16 protein-coding genes and 1 pseudogene are annotated in these 17,161 nt (G+C 35.1%); 10 read left to right on the forward strand and 7 right to left on the reverse strand.

Annotated features, from left to right (window positions below):
* Positions 1-2 precede the first annotated feature (2 nt).
* Positions 3-1,043 (forward strand): adenylate/guanylate cyclase domain-containing protein, encoded by a 1,041-nt coding sequence (locus tag ES765_RS08690; protein WP_171017265.1) that lies wholly within the window; start codon positions 3-5, stop codon positions 1,041-1,043.
* A gap of 192 nt (positions 1,044-1,235) precedes the next feature.
* Positions 1,236-2,729 carry a M28 family peptidase gene (locus ES765_RS08695; protein ID WP_138113268.1) on the forward strand — a complete coding sequence of 498 codons (1,494 nt, stop codon included), beginning with the start codon at positions 1,236-1,238 and terminating at the stop codon, positions 2,727-2,729.
* Between the two features lie 204 nt (positions 2,730-2,933).
* On the opposite strand, the gene ES765_RS08700 is transcribed toward ES765_RS08695, so the two are convergent.
* Positions 2,934-3,920: an SDR family oxidoreductase gene (locus tag ES765_RS08700; protein WP_138113270.1), complete on the reverse strand. Its 987-nt coding sequence runs from the start codon at positions 3,918-3,920 to the stop codon at positions 2,934-2,936.
* Between the two features lie 170 nt (positions 3,921-4,090).
* The gene (locus ES765_RS21715) at positions 4,091-4,261 is read right to left on the reverse strand and encodes a hypothetical protein (protein WP_171017266.1); all 171 of its coding nucleotides are present in this window, start codon (positions 4,259-4,261) and stop codon (positions 4,091-4,093) included.
* A gap of 213 nt (positions 4,262-4,474) precedes the next feature.
* Between ES765_RS21715 and ES765_RS08705 the strand changes: the two genes are divergently transcribed.
* Both ES765_RS08705 and ES765_RS08710 read left to right on the forward strand, forming a co-directional pair.
* Entirely contained in the window at positions 4,475-6,502 is a 2,028-nt protein-coding gene (locus tag ES765_RS08705; protein ID WP_138113272.1) for a S9 family peptidase, read from the forward strand.
* Between the two features lie 4 nt (positions 6,503-6,506).
* Positions 6,507-7,349, forward strand: coding sequence for an endonuclease/exonuclease/phosphatase family protein (locus ES765_RS08710; protein ID WP_249356296.1), 843 nt, complete (start codon positions 6,507-6,509; stop codon positions 7,347-7,349).
* Positions 7,350-7,442: 93 nt separating this feature from the next.
* Here ES765_RS08710 and ES765_RS08715 read toward each other — a convergent pair whose 3' ends face one another.
* Entirely contained in the window at positions 7,443-8,276 is an 834-nt protein-coding gene (locus ES765_RS08715) for an alpha/beta fold hydrolase (RefSeq protein WP_138113274.1), read from the reverse strand.
* Between the two features lie 128 nt (positions 8,277-8,404).
* On the opposite strand from ES765_RS08715, the gene ES765_RS08720 reads away from it, so the two are divergent.
* Together ES765_RS08720 and ES765_RS08725 are read left to right on the forward strand one after the other, a co-directional pair.
* The gene (locus tag ES765_RS08720) at positions 8,405-9,013 is read left to right on the forward strand and encodes an FMN-binding negative transcriptional regulator (protein WP_138113276.1); all 609 of its coding nucleotides are present in this window, start codon (positions 8,405-8,407) and stop codon (positions 9,011-9,013) included.
* A 531-nt stretch (positions 9,014-9,544) separates the two neighbouring features.
* Positions 9,545-10,039 (forward strand): CIA30 family protein, encoded by a 495-nt coding sequence (locus tag ES765_RS08725; protein WP_138113278.1) that lies wholly within the window; start codon positions 9,545-9,547, stop codon positions 10,037-10,039.
* Between the two features lie 43 nt (positions 10,040-10,082).
* On the opposite strand, the gene ES765_RS08730 is transcribed toward ES765_RS08725, so the two are convergent.
* Complete coding sequence (locus tag ES765_RS08730; protein WP_138113280.1) at positions 10,083-11,135, reverse strand: NAD(P)-dependent alcohol dehydrogenase; 1,053 nt, start codon at positions 11,133-11,135, stop codon at positions 10,083-10,085.
* Between the two features lie 393 nt (positions 11,136-11,528).
* On the opposite strand from ES765_RS08730, the gene ES765_RS08735 reads away from it, so the two are divergent.
* Positions 11,529-12,131 carry an HD domain-containing protein gene (locus tag ES765_RS08735; RefSeq protein ID WP_138113282.1) on the forward strand — a complete coding sequence of 201 codons (603 nt, stop codon included), beginning with the start codon at positions 11,529-11,531 and terminating at the stop codon, positions 12,129-12,131.
* 208 nt (positions 12,132-12,339) lie between these two features.
* Here the strand turns inward: ES765_RS08735 and ES765_RS22270 are convergent.
* Positions 12,340-12,603: pseudogene (locus ES765_RS22270) on the reverse strand (transposase); the annotation flags it as partial.
* Positions 12,604-12,868: 265 nt separating this feature from the next.
* On the opposite strand from ES765_RS22270, the gene ES765_RS08745 reads away from it, so the two are divergent.
* Together ES765_RS08745 and ES765_RS08750 are read left to right on the forward strand one after the other, a co-directional pair.
* Positions 12,869-13,489 (forward strand): Pycsar system effector family protein, encoded by a 621-nt coding sequence (locus ES765_RS08745; RefSeq protein ID WP_249356298.1) that lies wholly within the window; start codon positions 12,869-12,871, stop codon positions 13,487-13,489.
* A gap of 139 nt (positions 13,490-13,628) precedes the next feature.
* A complete protein-coding gene (locus tag ES765_RS08750; protein WP_138113284.1) occupies positions 13,629-14,564 on the forward strand; it encodes a LysR substrate-binding domain-containing protein in 936 nt (311 codons plus the stop codon).
* Between the two features lie 460 nt (positions 14,565-15,024).
* On the opposite strand, the gene ES765_RS08755 is transcribed toward ES765_RS08750, so the two are convergent.
* The gene (locus tag ES765_RS08755; RefSeq protein ID WP_138113286.1) at positions 15,025-15,222 is read right to left on the reverse strand and encodes a hypothetical protein; all 198 of its coding nucleotides are present in this window, start codon (positions 15,220-15,222) and stop codon (positions 15,025-15,027) included.
* A 143-nt stretch (positions 15,223-15,365) separates the two neighbouring features.
* Between ES765_RS08755 and ES765_RS08760 the strand changes: the two genes are divergently transcribed.
* Positions 15,366-16,634, forward strand: a complete 1,269-nt coding sequence (locus tag ES765_RS08760; protein ID WP_138113288.1) for a D-alanyl-D-alanine carboxypeptidase/D-alanyl-D-alanine-endopeptidase — start codon at positions 15,366-15,368, stop codon at positions 16,632-16,634.
* Positions 16,635-16,645: 11 nt separating this feature from the next.
* On the opposite strand, the gene ES765_RS08765 is transcribed toward ES765_RS08760, so the two are convergent.
* On the reverse strand, positions 16,646-17,143 hold the full coding sequence (locus ES765_RS08765) for a peptide-methionine (S)-S-oxide reductase (protein ID WP_138113290.1): 498 nt from the start codon (positions 17,141-17,143) through the stop codon (positions 16,646-16,648).
* Between the last annotated feature and the right edge of the window lie 18 nt (positions 17,144-17,161).

Genomic DNA, 17,161 nt, shown 5'->3' on the forward strand with positions numbered 1-17,161 from the left:
TTATGGCAAAAATAATGGTGGTAGATGATGAGACGGATTTAGAAATTCTCATCAAACAAAAATTTCGCAAACAAATTAGGCAAAATGAATATGAGTTCGTTTTTGCCATAAATGGTAGGGATGCTTTGGATAAAATCATTTTGAATCCTGATGTGGATATTGTTTTAAGTGATATCAATATGCCCGAAATGGACGGTCTAACCTTGCTATCAGAACTTCATGAATCTAGTCCACTTATTAAATCAGTGATTGTATCGGCCTATGGCGATATGGAAAATATACGCGTAGCGATGAATAGAGGCGCTTTTGATTTTATTACCAAGCCCATCAATTTTGAGGACCTTACCTTGACCATGGAGAAAACCTTAAAACATGCTAGAGAAATTAAAAAAACTCTGCAGGCGATAAAGGAAAATAATATTCTTAGAATGTATGTGGACGAGAACGTTTTAAACTTTATGGGCGGACAGGAGTACGAGTCCAAAATTATGGTTAACGAAAGTATTGAAGGCACCGTAATATTCGTAGATGTTTGCGGTTTTACAAAGATTAGTGAAACTACTAGCCCAGATGTAGTTGTTACCATGTTGAACACCTATTTTGATACCATGGTGAAAGAAATTATGGAACAAGACGGGCATATCGATAAGTTTATAGGAGACGCTATTATGGCTGTATTTAGAGGAGAATTTCATTTAGATCGTGCTATCGATGCTGCCCTAGCCATTAGAAACCATGTGAACAACTTTCCTAATGTATCGGGTGAGGAAAATTTTAAACCTAAAGTTTCAATAGGCATAAAAAGTGGTGAAATGATTTCGGGGAATATTGGATCGGTAACCCTTAAGCGATTAGATTATACGGTTATAGGCGATACCGTAAATACGGCAGCGCGATTGCAGGATGCAGCAAAAGAAAATCAGATAATTATATGTGAAGGCTGCTACGAAAAGGTGAAAGAAGCTTTTAAATGTGAGAATTTAGGCAGTATCACTATGAAAAACAAAGCGCAACCCCTAACGGTATATAATGTTTTAGAGTAACTGTTTGGAGTCTTAAAATTTAAACTGTGACCAAATCATTAAAAACTGCAAACCCTTTGATATTCAATTTATTGTGTAGGTATTTTTATTTAAATTCTTACCATAAAATCGATTTTTTATATAATTCTATACAATTTTGCCATAACTTTATTCAAAGTTCCCCTACAAGCAAGTGAACAAAAAAACTCCAAAATGAAAAAATATGTACTTTACATTACCGTATCCTTTGCAAGTATATTATCAGCACAAACCGATGCCGAAAAAGCTGCCGAGACTGTAGATAAAAACAATATTGAAGGCCATATCTATTTTCTGGCAGATGATTTATTAAAAGGCCGAGGTACGGGTACTCCTGAGAATAAAATAGCGGCAAGTTATTTGGCGAATACTTTACGTAGTTATGGCGTAAAACCAGATCCGGTAACCAGTTCTTATTATCAAACATTCAACCTTATTAAATCAGCACCGCCGAGCCTCCTTAAGGTAATTATAAATGGAGAGAACTATCCACACATTGTTGCAGTGAAAGCGAAATCAACGATGCTTTCTGCAGATGCCATTTATCTTGATTATGGAAGCGAAGAGGATTACGAAGGAAAAGATGTAAAAGGGAAATTAATCGTAGTTAGAGGAGGGACTCCTGAGTCCTCTGAAGCCAAAGCGGTTTATGGAGCCTACAAAGACAAGCAGGCTTTAGCTATTAAAAATGGGGCTATAGGTCTGTTGGAAATGACATTACTGGAAGAAGATTGGTGGTCACGTATTTCACACTACATGGAAGAAGGTGTTCAGATTCCTGATGCTAACGACACAAAAAACTCAACTACTAACTTTATCCACCTTTGGGTGAATACAACGTCAGAGCTATTAAATACGTTGAATAATTCTAAGGTATCCTGTAAAATAGAAACTGATGGGAGAAAAGAAGAAACTCTTGTGACTCAAAACGTAGTTGGCGTTATGGAAGGTACAGACCCAAAACTAAAAGATGAATACATTATGTATTCCGCACACTATGACCACATTGGTATAGGCGTACCAAACGCACAAGGAGATAGTATTTATAACGGTGCTCGTGACAATGCTATAGGAACTACTGCTGTTTTAAGCATGGCCGAAAATATTGGAAAGTACCCTACAAAACGGTCCGCATTGTTCATCCTATTTACTGGAGAAGAAAAGGGTTTATTAGGTAGTCAATACTATGTGGAGCACCCTATACTTCCGTTAAAGCAAATCGTATATGGATTCAATACCGATGGTGCCGGATACAATAATACAAGCTTGGCAACCGTAATAGGATTAAGTAGAACCACGGCCCAAAAACATATTAAAACAGGAGCTGCTGCTTTTGGACTAAAAGCGATTGACGATCCAGTACCAGAGCAGGGACTTTTTGATCGTAGTGATAATGTTAGTTTTGCGAGTGTAGGTATTCCCGCTCCTACATACTCAACTGGATTTGATGCTTTTGATGATGAAATTACTAAATATTATCACCAAGCGGAGGATGAGGCAGATAGTCTTGATTATGACTATCTATTAAAATTTTATCAAGGTTATGTACTCTCTGGTAGGTTAATAGCCAACGATTATGAAAAACCCTTTTGGGTTAAAGGGGATAAGTATGAGGCTGCAGGTAATGTTCTGTACGGCAATACACCTGTTGTTCCTATAAAAAAATAATATCCTCGCCATTTTAGACAAAAAAAATACCCTTACCCCCCTCTCATACTTTGGCTGCGCTCAGTACAGGTGGGAGGGATAAGAGTAAATATGCTAAAACTCTGTAGAAAAATTCGTAGAAAATTACGCAATGAACATGGTTTAGTGACTAAATTCTCTTGTTAAAAAACACATCTAGCTTTAGATATTTTTAATATATTAAAATCAACTAAGAGATTTATAAGCCTTCAACACATTTTCAATTTTATCTTCCGTCTCAATATCAATATTCTGACGTTCCGGTTTTTCTTGCAGCCATTTTATTGTTCTTTTTATTCCTTCGGAAAAAGGTATAGTTGCCTTAAATCCCGGTACAAAGGTTTTTATTTTAGCATTATCGAATAAGACACTTTCTGCCTTGTCTGCTAATAATGTTCCCGTAAACGAAGGCTCAATTTTACAGATAAAGTCCGATGCAATATGAACGACCTTGGCCTCTTTACCTAGAGCATCAGCCAAAATCTTATAAATCATATTCCAGCTTAAAACCTCATCTGAAGTAATATGAAAAGCATGACCAATTGCTGTTGTCAATCCTAATAAGCCAACAAAGCCTTTTGCGAAATCATCGGAGTGGGTCACTGTCCAAAGTGAAGTGCCATCACCATGAACAATAATTTCTTTTCCTTTTAAAATTCGATCCGCCGTATTGTATTTATTAAACCCACCAATAGCAATCGGTATTACGGTATCATAAGTCAACGAAGGACGCACAATAGTGATAGGAAAACCTTCTTCGCTATAGGCCTTTTGCAAACGATCCTCACATGCTATTTTACCTTGAGAATAGTCCCAAAGATTATTACATAACGGCGTAGATTCAGTTATCACCGGATAACTCAATGGAGTCTGGTAACAGGACGCTGAACTAATGAAAATATATTGTTTGGTCTTCCCCTTAAATAATTGAATATCACGCTCAATATCTTCAGCAGTAAAAGCAATCCAGTTTACTACGACATCCCACTCGTGCTTTTTAAGTTCCGTAAGCTCTTCAGGTTTATTGATGTCTCCAATAATAGAGTGTGCACCTTCAATTTCGACCTTCGCTTTTCCTCTATTCAGCACGTATAAATCCATTCCCTTTTCTATGGCCAATCTACTACTTGGGGTGCTAATATTTCCGGTTCCACCTATAAACAATACCTTCATCCTATAACTTTTAATTACTGATTATCAACTAAATATATTATTCTTACTTAAACATCACTACAAAACGTCAATCCATTTAAAAAGGGGGCAAAAAAAACAAAATCCTCCGTACCCTGTGCCGTTTCCCCTAATTGGGGTATGCGGATTAAAAATATCCTTTTCCCATACTCTTAAAATATAGAATCTATATTCTTGCGAACAATACGCAACATAAATCGGTCGATTTCTATTTCCCATTCTTTGGCGTCGTGCCATTGCAAATGTATTTCAATAGCATCATTTATAACACCTACATAGTTCTGGTTTTTGAAATCATCAGCAAAAGCTATCTTGAAACCCAATCGGCTCACATAAAAACCTAGTGCTACCTCATCATTCCAAACCGGAAGTACCGGATAAATGTAATGTAGGTGACCATTCTGTGAAAATACAAAAACCTATAAAAATAGGCGTTAAGAATTGATTTATCCTTCCTAGATTACTTCGCCAATAAAATAGAAAATTTAGGTATTATCATTATCTTCATGCCATCATTTTAAACCAAAAATTACACTATGAAAATTTTTATCAAAACGCTCTTTTTCCTATTGTGTTCTGTGTCTGCTGTGGGACAAGTATCTTCCAATCTTGAGCTTACGGACATTTTTAATATGGAGTATATCTCTGAGCCACAAATATCACCAGATGGCACTAAAATTATTTATACACGAAATTTTAAGGATATCATGACAGATAAAAATTTATCAAACCTATGGATTGTTAATTATGACGGTTCTCAAAACCGTCCTTTAACTACGGGTAATCAAAATGATTATTATCCAAGATGGTCTCATGACGGAAAGAAAATCATCTTTAAATCGAATATGGCTGATGATAAAATGAAGTTGTATATGATGTGGTTAGACACTAAAGAAACAACGCCTTTAACCAATACGCCAAAAGCACCCGGCGCTGTTAGTTGGTCTAATGATGATCAGTATTTAGCATTTACTATGTTTGTTCCAGAGAAAGAGGAATCAATTATAAAACTACCTTCGAAACCAGAGGGCGCCAATTGGAACATGCCTCCTATCTATATTGATAAACTAAATTATAGAGGTGATGGCGAAGGCTATATTAAGGGAGGGCATGACCAACTATTCATACTCTCTGTGGATGGAGGTACACCGAAGCAGCTAACCAATACCAAATTTGACCATGGCGCTCCTATTTGGTCTAAAAATGACCAAACATTGTATTTCTCAGCGAATTTTAATCCAGATGAAGCTTTCGAACCGGCAAATAGCGAAGTTTATTCCTTAAAAATTTCTACAGCAGTGGTAACCCCTTTAACAACACGTTATGGACCTGATGCTTCTCCAACCCTTTCACCAGATGGTGAAATGTTAGCCTATTCCGGTAACGATGATAAGTTGTTAGGGTATCAAATAACAAATTTGTATGTAATGAATACAGATGGTTCCAATTCTAAAATACTATCTGAAAATTTTGATAGAGATATTGCCAATTCACAATGGGCAGCTGATGGTAAAGGGCTTTATTTTCAATATGATGAAGAAGGAGATACAAAAATCGGACATATTACTTTGGATGGAAAAGTGACTACCTTAAAAGAAGGTCTTGGTGGACTCTCTTTAGGAAGACCCTATAACGCTGCCGATTTTACGGTTTCTAACAACTCTAAATTTGCCTATACCCTTGGTGGCACAGAGCATCCATCTGATTTAGCCGTTGCGGATAAAAAAGGTTCTAAACGTTTGACCTTTGTAAATGATGATTTATTTTCTTTTAGAAACTTAGGGAAGGTTGAAGAAATTTGGTGGAATTCTTCGTTCGATCAAAGAAATATACAAGGCTGGATTGTAACCCCGCCTAATTTTGACCCTACTAAAAAATATCCGTTTATCCTCGAGATTCATGGAGGACCATTTACTAGTTATGGTTCTGTTTACAGTGCTGAAATTCAAGCGTATGCAGCAGCAGGTTATGTAGTTTTATATAGTAACCCTAGAGGAAGTACCAGTTACGGGGCGGAATTCGGTAACCTGATTCACCACGACTATCCGAATCATGATTATGATGATTTAATGAGCGGTGTAGATGCGGTAATAGAAAAAGGATATGTAGACTCCGATAATCTATTTGTTACCGGTGGTAGTGGCGGCGGTGTTCTTACAGCATGGATTGTTGGCAAAACCGACCGATTTAAAGCTGCTGTAGTAGCCAAACCAGTAATCAACTGGACAAGTTTTGTTTTGTACGCAGATGGCGCAGCCTTCTTCTCTAAATATTGGTTCGGCAAGAAACCTTGGGAAGATCCAGAAAACTATTTTAGGCGTTCGCCTCTATCTTACGTAGGTAATGTTACCACACCAACCATGTTATTGACCGGAGACGAGGACTATAGAACTCCAATTGCAGAATCTGAACAATTCTATACCGCTTTAAAATTAGAAGGCGTAGAGACTGCTATGGTGCGTATACCCGGAGCGGGTCATGGTATTGCCAATAGACCAAGTAATCTGGTTGCAAAAATTGCAAGTGTTTTGGCTTGGTTCGATAAATATAAAAATGCAAAGTAAATTTATGAAAGCACCCAAAATAGTATTTGTTTTAAGTTTATGTATTTCATTATCGAATAGTTATAGCCAAGAAACCACGGTCATGACCTATAATATAAAGTATGACAATGTTAATGACACGGTAAACAATTGGAACGATAGAAAAGATGCAATGGTCGAATTACTGCAGCACTATCAGCCTGGTATTATTGGTATGCAAGAAGTATTGCATGGTCAATTAAGGTATGTGGTAGAGCATCTTCCCCATTTTACGTTTACTGGGGTTGGACGTGAAGATGGAAAAGAGAAGGGTGAGTACTCCCCTATTCTATTTGATACCACCAACTACAAATTAGTAGAAAGCGAAACCTTCTGGCTTTCAGAAACACCTGATAAAATTTCTGTTGGTTGGGATGCCGCTTTAGAACGTATTTGCACCTATGCCCTATTTGAAGATACTTATACACAAAAACAATTTTGGGTTTTCAATACCCATTTTGACCACATGGGAAGGCGAGCACGTGAAAAATCAGCTGAACTTATTGTTTCAAAAATTAAAAAATTAAATACGGATAAACTCCCTGTTGTTCTAATGGGTGATTTGAATTTACGACCAGAAGAAACTCCGATTCAATTTTTAAAGAAAGCATTGAATGATGCGCAAATGGTAACCCAACAAGCTTTTTATGGCCCAACTGGAACATTTAATGGTTTTGAGCATGACCGGGTTTTATCTGATCGGATAGACTATATATTTGTCGAGAATTTTGAAGTACAAGCGTATATACATATTGATGACCGAATGGAAAACAATAAACATATCTCGGATCATCTACCTGTTTTAACTAAGCTCTACATTGAAAACTAGTATTCAAATAAGTTTTCAACAAAATAAGTGAAGCATAAAAAAATCCCGATACGCTCTGAACTATCGGGATTGTTAATTTTATAAAGGGTAAGTCTATTTCTTCAAAAAAGGAATCAAAATTTTGTTCAATTCATCTGCATGGGTAATATTGAGTCCGTGCGGTGCACCTTTAATAATTTCAAAGGTGTTATCCGTTATTCCTGCGGCAGCTTGTTTGGCTGAAGTTTCAATAGGAACAGTTCCGTCTGCGTCACCATGTACTATTAATGTAGGTACATCGACATTTTTCAACTCAGACCTAAAATCCGTATGCATCCATGCTAATGCGGTTTGAATGGTTGCTCTTGGCGATGCAAAAGAAGCAATAGTGAAATCATAATCTAATTGAGCCTCACTCACCCTGTCCCCTTTGTTCTCATCGTAATTATAAAATCCTTTACTGAATTCTTTTAAAAATCCTACTCTATCATTCTGCAAAGCATCTATAATGCCATTTAAAGCTTTCTCCGGCACACCATCAGGATTATCGGATTTATGCTTCACTAATGGAATAATCGAACTTATAAGTACAGCTTTTGCAATCTTATCAGAGCCGTAATCCGTTAAGTAACGCACCACTTCTCCACCTCCCATCGAAAATCCAACAATAATGGTATCTTCTAGTTTAAGTTCTTCAATTATGACATTTAAATCACTTGCTAGTGAAGAGTAATCATAGGCGTTCCATGGCGATGATGACGTTCCAAAACCTCTTCTATCATATGAAATACAACGAAAACCTTCTTCTACTATTTTCCACACCTGCTGTTCCCAAGATTTTCTACTTAAGGGCCAACCATGTATTAAAATCACGGGCTGTCCACTACCATAATCTTCATAAAAAATATCTACTTGTTCTTTTGCTATTTTATTTGTTATAAATGGCATTTTATTGATTTTTAAGTTCTTTTACAATGTATCATACCCTAGGCTATTTGCTTAGCGCAAAGCATTAAAAAGTTTGCTCATAAACAGGTTGTGAAAATCTATTATATTTACCTCTTAAATAGCATTACATGTTTATACCGGAGCACTACAAAAACAATGACCTGAACGAAATTCATAACTTCCTAAAAAACAATAGTTTTGGCATACTAATTAATACTATTGATGGAAAACCCTGGGGTACCCATATACCATTAGAAATTGGAAAGAATAGAAATGGTAAAGACGTATTAGTCGGCCATATTGCAAAGGCCAACCCTCAGAGCAAAAATTTGATTGACGGCGATGAAGTACTTTGCATCTTTAATGGTCCACATAGTTATGTTTCCTCTTCTTGGTATCAACAAGAAGAAGTTCCCACTTGGAACTATGTTGCCGTTCATGTTTATGGTAGCGTAAAAATTCAAACTCCGGAGGAATTAACAAATGCACTGTATGAATTAGTCGATAAACATGAAAAATCTTCAGAACATCCCATTTCAATAAATGATATGTCGAAAAAGACCATGCGTCAAGTTACCGGTATCATTGGTTTTGAGATAATCATTAACGATATACAAGCCGTAAACAAATTATCGCAAAGTAGAACTCAAGACCATCCTAAAATAATCGAAGAATTAGAAAAACAGGGTGCTGCAGAAAAAGCGGTCGCTAAGGAGATGAGAAGACTTAATAGTTAAGTTTAGACGAGCTTGTTTTTAAGCTCCTATATTTCATAGATAATCGGTGAAGACTATAGACTCAAGCATTTAGTTATTTCAGATTTAATTGGCCTGCCTATGTTAAAATAATAGTAAGCAAATGGTAAAACCGACACCTAATTCTATCGTAAATTAAAGTAATCTTAAAATATAACGAAGATGAATTCTCTACTATTCACTTTGTGCATGACCTTTATTACGTTACGATATCTTATCTCAATAGTGTAGATTTACAAGATGATTTGAAATGGAAAAACTCAAAATTATAGGCAAGCAATTACGGTTTCTCTTTTAAACATAGATTAATCTTACTTCCCTACCACGAATACAGATTGAAAAATTGTAATGAACCACCTCTGCACCGTCCTTTTAAAATTAAAACGATATCCTTAATTTTATTCTTCTCACCTATTACATAACAGTCAAAATTAATACTTAAAAGATATTTGCATTTCGTTAAGTTCGTCTAATTTTAACCCATCTAAAAGATTCAATTCGAACAAATTTATTATGAGCGAAGTTTTAACCATTTTTGATTTTTCTAAAAAGTGTAATCTTAAGCACTGGCACATTGTTAACGATGAAGTGATGGGTGGTATATCTATGGGCCTCATACAAATTAATCAGAATGGAAATGGAGTATTTAGCGGACACGTTTCACTTGAGAATAATGGTGGTTTTTCTTTGTTAAGGCACGATTTAGAGCGCATTGAAGTTGAGGAGTATTCCTCATTCGAAATTCGATTGAAGGGAGATGGTAAAAAATATCAGTTCCGTTGTAAATCAAGTGACCATCAAAGGCATTCTTATATCTATACTTTTAATTCAGGAAAAAATTGGAAAACAATTACAATTCCGTTTGAGAAGATGCAGCCTGTTTTTAGAGGGGGTTCTTTGGAACTACCGAATTTTAAAGGTGATTTTATTTCTCAAATAGCGCTATTGATTGGAAATAATATTGAGGAAGATTTTAGTCTTGATATAGACTATATTAAACTTAAATAAAAAGAGCCATTTAAAATGGCTCTTTTTCAAAACTAATTTTTAATTAGCTATCTTTTAAAGACTTCATATCAATAACAAATCTGTACTTAACATCAGATTTCTGCAACCTTTTATAAGCCTCATTAATATTCTGAATATCAATCATTTCTATATCGGAAACTATATTGTGATCTCCACAGAAATCCAACATTTCTTGTGTTTCTTTCATTCCACCAATTAATGATCCGGCGATACTTTTTCTTCCCATAATTAAACTCCCACCATGTAATGGATCTAAAGGTTCAACAGCACCAACTATGACCATCGTTGAATCTCTTTTTAATAGACTAGTATAAGGATTCATATCATGACCAACTGGAATCGTATTCAATAAAAAATCAAAAGAACCAGCATGCTTTTTCATCTGCTCTTCATCTTTTGAAATTAAAACCTCATCCGCACCCAATTTTTTTGCATCTTCACTTTTAGAAGGTGATGTTGTAATCATTACCGTATGGGCTCCCATAGCATGTGCAAATTTAATTCCCATATGCCCTAATCCACCTAAGCCGATTACACCTACTTTATCTCCTTTTTTAACGCCCCAATGGGCTAAAGGTGAATAAGTAGTAATACCTGCACATAATAATGGTGCGGCCGCTTTAGCATCTAAGTTTTCAGGAACCCTCAAGACAAATTTATGGTCAACAACTACACTTTCGGAGTAACCACCATAGGTATGTCCACCAGAATGTTTGTCCTTACTGTTATACGTAAACGTAGCACCTTTTTCACAAAACTGTTCCAAATCATCTTTACAAGCACTACAGGTTTGGCAAGAATCTACCATACACCCTACCCCTACCAAGTCTCCTTTTTTAAAGTTAGAAACACCTTTTCCAACCTCTACTACTTTTCCTATGATTTCGTGGCCAGGTACTACAGGATAAACAGAGTTTTTCCAATCATTATGTATTTGGTGCAAATCACTATGGCAGACACCACAATACAGTATATCGATTTTAACATCATCATCTAATGTATCTCTGCGCTCTAGTTCAAATGGTTTTAAATCCGCCTCCTTAGAATCTGAAGCGTATGCTTTAATCTTTGTCATATTATTTTTTTTAGCTCCCATAAGCTATTAAAAAAGTCCAAATATATACTACTATCAAACTGCTTTAACCCAATTTTAACTCTAGCATATTACTAGTCCAATAATGCATCAAAAACAATTAGCGTTGGTGTATGTATTAAAAGCCCTATGGTATAAAGATTTTGTATCACTAAATTATTGACCAATGAAAACCTAATTCTAGTTTTTTCTTAGACCAGTTTCTTTTTAAAATTTTATAATTTTGACATTATAAGGTTATAAGTAATAGTACGTTTAGCTAATTTGAATGAATTTTCAATTGCATCAATCAGAACAAACTAACCTGAACAATATTTCATTTAGTTTATTGTTTTACTTTTAAGACATTATGAATTACTATATTCCAATCTGTACATGACTCTGCATAACCGAAAAGCATATCCTGAATTATGCCTGCAGCTTTTAGACACGTTGGATCGATGTTTACCACCACATTTATCATATCATTGCGTATCACACACTATTGATGTGGCTAATGTCTGTAATAAATATATAACCTATTACGATATAGATAGTGCTCATTCAAAACTCATACGTATAGCGGCCATTGGTCATGATTTAGGGTATATCATATCTCCTGTTAATCATGAAGAAAGAGGTATAAAAACACTCTCTCAATTGCTTCCTTCAATTTTAGAACCTAAAGAAATAAGTATCATAAATGGTCTGATAAGAGCAACAAAAATAACTCAGCAACCCAAAACTTTTTACGAGAAAATTATTAAAGATGCTGATTTAGATTACTTAGGCAGGGATGATTACGACACCTTAAGTCAAAATCTTTTCAAAGAGTTTCAATATTATAATATCGAGAATAATCAAGAAAAATGGTTAGACCTACAGATAAATTTTCTTGAGAATCATAAATTCTATACTTCTTTTGCTCAAGAGTTTCGAGAACCTTTAAAACATCAAAAATTAGAATTTCTGAAGGAAAAGCGAAATATTTATTTATAAGAAAACAAAAAATATTTTCATAAAATTCCTTTATTGTTATTACCAAAAATCAGAAATTTGCTTAATGTTTTACCATTTCAGTATGACCTCCTTCCATATTTAGGTACCGGTCATAACTAGAGAATATGCGCTATTTTCATTCATTTTGATGTACTCGTTAGGGGACATGTCCCCCCAACGAGCTGTGTGGTCTAAAGCTGTTGTAATCGACCATCCCAAGCTTTCTCGACGGTCTTAGAACTTTATTTTCAGTACGTCCTGTAATATCTGTTTCTCAAGGCTAAGGTCCGCAACAAGTTTCATTAGCTTTGAACTCTCTTCTTCGGGGTTCTTTAGCCTGCGCAGTTCAGATACTCCCAGACCTCCGTACTTTTTCTTACAATTGATAAAATGTAGCCTCACTGACACCCCTATTGCGGCACACCTCTTGGATACGGGTGCCGGTCTCTACCTGTTTAATCGCAAATTTAATCTGCTATCCCCAATACTTTGATCGGTTCATAAGCCAATACTTGTTTAAAGTTAAACATTTATTCGCCCTGAATTCTTCAGTTTTAAACTGTCCAGTTTAACGGGAGGAGGTCAAGTAAAATGTTTAAATTGGTTCTATTCTTTATACTATCTTTTGATGCTTAGCTAAAACTTGTTACCTTGACCTACAGATTTATAATTTCTTTTTTAATAATCAATCCAATAACCTTTATTGATTTTCAGTATTCCTATAAAATATTTGATGTATGGCAAAAAAGGAAGTTGTAGATGAAGTGAAACAATATAAAGATACTTCTACAAAAAAAGATTACTCAACTTTTAAGTTGGTTAAGGGTAAGAGTACACATACTGAAGAACTTGTTGACCATTATTGGGGAAGTATCAATTACGTTTTTGGCCTTATAAAGGCTTCTGAGATAAAGGCGGGTCTTATACTTTCATTCTATGGTATTTTACTGAATATAATCTATAGTAATGTGGTATCGGTTTTGCAGAAAGACGATAACAATTGGTTGTTATATGCCCTACTTATTTCCTGGGTTATATGCACCATAATTTCTGTGTACTATAGTATCCGTTGTTTTATCCCCAAAATCGAGGAAAAATACGACCGAAATATTTTATTTTTTGGTGATATTATTTCAAAGTTTGGCACCATAAGGGAGTTTTCACAGACTTTTTATAATATAAGTTTAACCGAAGAAGAACTTTTTGACCATTTAGGCCAACAGATTTTCATCAACTCTAAAATATCCGCTTATAAATTTAAATGTGTCAACCACGCAATTCGCTTTTTGGCTATAGGGTTGGCAATACTTCTTTTAGCGATAATTTGTTATTTGATTACCGAGTTTATATTGAAATAAGTCAGAAGTTTACGTTATAAATTGAACAGTATTATAATTTATTACAGTGAGAAATAAATGTAGCTCATCAAGTAAACGATATCAATACTATAGGTTTTCAGAATCGGTTTTAGTAGCTTTATAGCTTTAAACTATACACATGACTATTACTCAATTACAGTATGTACTTGCCGTTGCAGAATATAAGAATTTTACCCTTGCGGCCGAGAAAAGTTTTGTAACTCAACCTACACTTAGTATGCAGGTTCAAAAGTTAGAAGATGAACTCGACATTCTACTATTTGACCGAAGTAAAAAGCCTATTACCATTACCGAAGTTGGTAAAAAAATAGTAGCTCAGGCTAAAAATATTGTAAATGAAGCCGCTCGCATAAAGGATATTGTAGAGCAAGAAAAAGGGTTCATAGGAGGTGATTATGTATTGGGAATTATACCCACAATCATGCCGACACTCTTACCCATGTTTCTTAAGACTTTTATACAGAAATACCCAAAAGTAAATCTTATCATAAAAGAGCAGAACACGGAAAGCCTTATTCAGAATATACATGACGGACATTTAGATGCCGCTATCGCTGCAACGCCACTAGAAGTCGATTTTATAAAGGAGAGACCTCTATATTATGAGCCATTTGTAGGCTATGTTCCAAAAGAACATCGATTGGGCGATAGTTCTCAACTCGTGCCTGAAGACTTGGATATTTCAGATATATTACTGTTACAAGATGGCCACTGTTTTAGAGAGGGTGTTTTAAATTTATGCAAAGCTCCTAAAATGAGTGGTGAGCATTTTAGTCTTCAAAGCGGAAGTTTCGAGACGCTGATTAATCTTTCGAATGAAGGATTAGGAATGACACTTCTGCCCTATTTGAATACAATCGAACTTGATACGGAGAAGAAAAAAAACCTTAAATATTTTAAGGATCCTTCACCGGCAAGAGAAGTGAGTCTTATCTACCACAAAAAAGAACTTAAAGTTCAGATTACCGATGCTTTAAAAGATGTTATAACAAGTGTCGTTCGAGGTGCAATAGCATTTCAAGATGTGAAAATTATAAGTCCGCTGAATAAATAAGATTCTATTCTTTCTCAAAACAATATAGTCATCCTTCAATACGTATACTAGGATAAGATGATGATAAGAGTAAATGTATCTTTATTGAGTTCAATTCTATAACACAAGGTAACTTGTAAACCTTCATTTTTGAAGTACAAAAAAATTCATTTTCCTTTACTTGAAATGTTACTTTTTGTGGCAGTGTATACTCTTAATCCCGTTTGTGAAACAATCCATTATTGTCAAAAATATATCGACATCCTTTATATTTTGCCATTCGGCAGCACCACCCGGACTAATGTAGCTTTCAGTCAACAACCATTCGCCAACTAATTTAGTGTTCCCAATTGGTACATCTTAATCTAAATTATCATCATTATAAGAAAAAAAGTGGCTAAAGAAAATCATTTTACATAAGATTCCCTTTTAAACACTTGGTTGCTTGGTATAAAAAAGAGCCACTTTGAGTGGCTCTTTTTTATACTTTTAAATAAAGTAAACTTTGTTGTAATTCTGGCTTGTCCGTTATAAAATTTTTCAACCAGATTTTTAATTCCTCCACCTCTTCAGGTAGTAACGTCACGAGGGCTTTTTTTAATTCCTTGCAGAAAAGCAATGTATCAAAACTCACCTTTTTAAGTACTGTTTTACTATACTCAAGCATTGAATTTGCCATGATTTAATAATTGTTATTGGTTTGCTGTTGTATAAAGATAACCAGAAATACACATTGAATATTGCTTACAAAAAGTTAAAGTAAAAGCGGTCATGTTAAATTTTTCGGTACTATAAAGACTATAGTTTTGTACTTTAGAAGTTATGAGAAATATTCTTTTTAAAGTAGTCATTTTCATCATTATTTCTGCCTGTAGTTCCAAGAAAGCCATTATTAGCAAACAGTTAGATAGTAACCTTTCATCAGCCTTCTATAAAAATCAATTTACCGGAGTTTTAATTATTGATGCTCAAACTAAGGATACCGTTTATAATCAAGACAGTGACAAGTATTTCATTCCTGCCAGTAACACTAAGATTTTTACGTTATTTGCTGCCATAAAAAGCTTGCCTAAGCAAATACCTACTTTACGGTATATAAAAGTAAAGGATACGCTTTATTTCGAAGGAACGGGAGACCCTTCGTTCTTGCACCCTTATCTAAAAGATTCAACTGCACTTAAATTTCTTAAAAGTCAAACCAATTTGGTATATGCTTTAGGGAATTTTAAAGATGAAAAGTACGGCCCAGGTTGGGCTTGGGACGATTACCAGTGGTATTATTCCCCAGAACGAAGTGGGTTACCTGTTTATGGCAATGTTGTAATGTCTTATAAAAATCCTGAATTGATAGTTTCTCCACCTTATTTTAAGGACAGTGTATTTCAACTTACCCACAAGAACAATAGAAATGAAGCAACGAATATTTTCTATTATCCTCCTCAGTCAACAGACACCTTAGAAATTCCGTTTATTACAAGCATTCAGGCAACTAAGTCAATTTTGGAAAAAGTGCTAAAAAAACCAGTAGGTATAAGGTTATTAATACCCGAAGGAGATAAAAAAACGCTTTATGGTATAGATGCAGATTCGCTCTACATAAGAATGATGCATGAGAGCGATAACTTCATTGCAGAACAACTCTTACTTTTAGCAGCTTCTGAATTAAAAGACACCTTGAATGGTAACATAGCAAGAACTCATATTTTAGAAAATGAGTTAATCGATTTGGCCCAGCAACCTAGATGGGTAGACGGGTCGGGCCTATCACGCTACAATCTTTTTACACCACAAAATATGGTGTCGGTATTAGATAAATTATATACGATGATACCCCAAGAACGTTTGTATGCTATATTTCCTGCTGGTGGAATTTCCGGAACTTTAAAGGAGCGTTTTATTGGAGAGGGTAAGCCGTACGTCTATGCCAAATCTGGGAGTCTAAGCAATAACTATTGTTTAAGTGGATATTTACTAACAAACTCTGGTAAAACCTTGATTTTTAGCTTTATGAACAATCACTTTAAACAATCTTTAGCGGAGGAACGTTTACAACTAGAAGGTATGCTCGAAACTCTTCGCAATACCTATTAAGTATTGTAATCTTATACCTTAGGAGCAACATGCGCTGCAAACTTCTCTTTAAGTAGTGTTATTTTGGGTGAAATGTGAGTCTTGCAAAAGGGCTTGTTTGTATCGCTGAAATAATAATTATGAAACTGCTCATCAGATAATTTAAACTTCCCAAATGGAAGCACCTTAGTTATTAATGGGATACAATATTCCTTTTGTACTTCATTCATTATCGTTTTTAAAGAACCTTTTTTATCTACTTCAAAATAATATATCGCAGACCTATATTTATGGCGCATAGAATGGTTTTGTGTGCTTTGGTGAGTTGATAGATGAATTTCTACCAAGTCCTTGAAACCAATCTGCTTTTCGTCAAAATAAACAATGACAGCCTCTGAAAAGTCATCTAAATTATCCTTTGATGCTATACATCCTTGCTCCACTTTCTTCACACCTTTCAATGCCATAAAAACTGCCTCGGTACACCAGTGGCAACCGCCACCAAATCCTATTTTAGGCAAATCTTTCATACCATTTGGTCGGACGAA

The sequence above is a fragment of the Maribacter sp. ACAM166 genome, assembly GCF_005771495.1.
Lineage (GTDB): Bacteria > Bacteroidota > Bacteroidia > Flavobacteriales > Flavobacteriaceae > Maribacter.

Bases quoted from the DNA above. Each gene is read 5' to 3' on its own strand.
- ES765_RS08690 (WP_171017265.1), top strand. From the start codon at position 3: ATGGCAAAAATAATGGTGGTAGATGATGAGACGGATTTAGAAATTCTC.
- ES765_RS08695 (WP_138113268.1), top strand. From the start codon at position 1,236: ATGAAAAAATATGTACTTTACATTACCGTATCCTTTGCAAGTATATTA.
- ES765_RS08700 (WP_138113270.1), bottom strand. From the start codon at position 3,920: ATGAAGGTATTGTTTATAGGTGGAACCGGAAATATTAGCACCCCAAGT.
- ES765_RS08705 (WP_138113272.1), top strand. From the start codon at position 4,475: ATGAAAATTTTTATCAAAACGCTCTTTTTCCTATTGTGTTCTGTGTCT.
- ES765_RS08710 (WP_249356296.1), top strand. From the start codon at position 6,507: ATGAAAGCACCCAAAATAGTATTTGTTTTAAGTTTATGTATTTCATTA.
- ES765_RS08715 (WP_138113274.1), bottom strand. From the start codon at position 8,276: ATGCCATTTATAACAAATAAAATAGCAAAAGAACAAGTAGATATTTTT.
- ES765_RS08720 (WP_138113276.1), top strand. From the start codon at position 8,405: ATGTTTATACCGGAGCACTACAAAAACAATGACCTGAACGAAATTCAT.
- ES765_RS08725 (WP_138113278.1), top strand. From the start codon at position 9,545: ATGAGCGAAGTTTTAACCATTTTTGATTTTTCTAAAAAGTGTAATCTT.
- ES765_RS08730 (WP_138113280.1), bottom strand. From the start codon at position 11,135: ATGACAAAGATTAAAGCATACGCTTCAGATTCTAAGGAGGCGGATTTA.
- ES765_RS08735 (WP_138113282.1), top strand. From the start codon at position 11,529: ATGACTCTGCATAACCGAAAAGCATATCCTGAATTATGCCTGCAGCTT.
- ES765_RS08745 (WP_249356298.1), top strand. From the start codon at position 12,869: ATGGCAAAAAAGGAAGTTGTAGATGAAGTGAAACAATATAAAGATACT.
- ES765_RS08750 (WP_138113284.1), top strand. From the start codon at position 13,629: ATGACTATTACTCAATTACAGTATGTACTTGCCGTTGCAGAATATAAG.
- ES765_RS08755 (WP_138113286.1), bottom strand. From the start codon at position 15,222: ATGGCAAATTCAATGCTTGAGTATAGTAAAACAGTACTTAAAAAGGTG.
- ES765_RS08760 (WP_138113288.1), top strand. From the start codon at position 15,366: ATGAGAAATATTCTTTTTAAAGTAGTCATTTTCATCATTATTTCTGCC.
- ES765_RS08765 (WP_138113290.1), bottom strand. From the start codon at position 17,143: ATGAAAGATTTGCCTAAAATAGGATTTGGTGGCGGTTGCCACTGGTGT.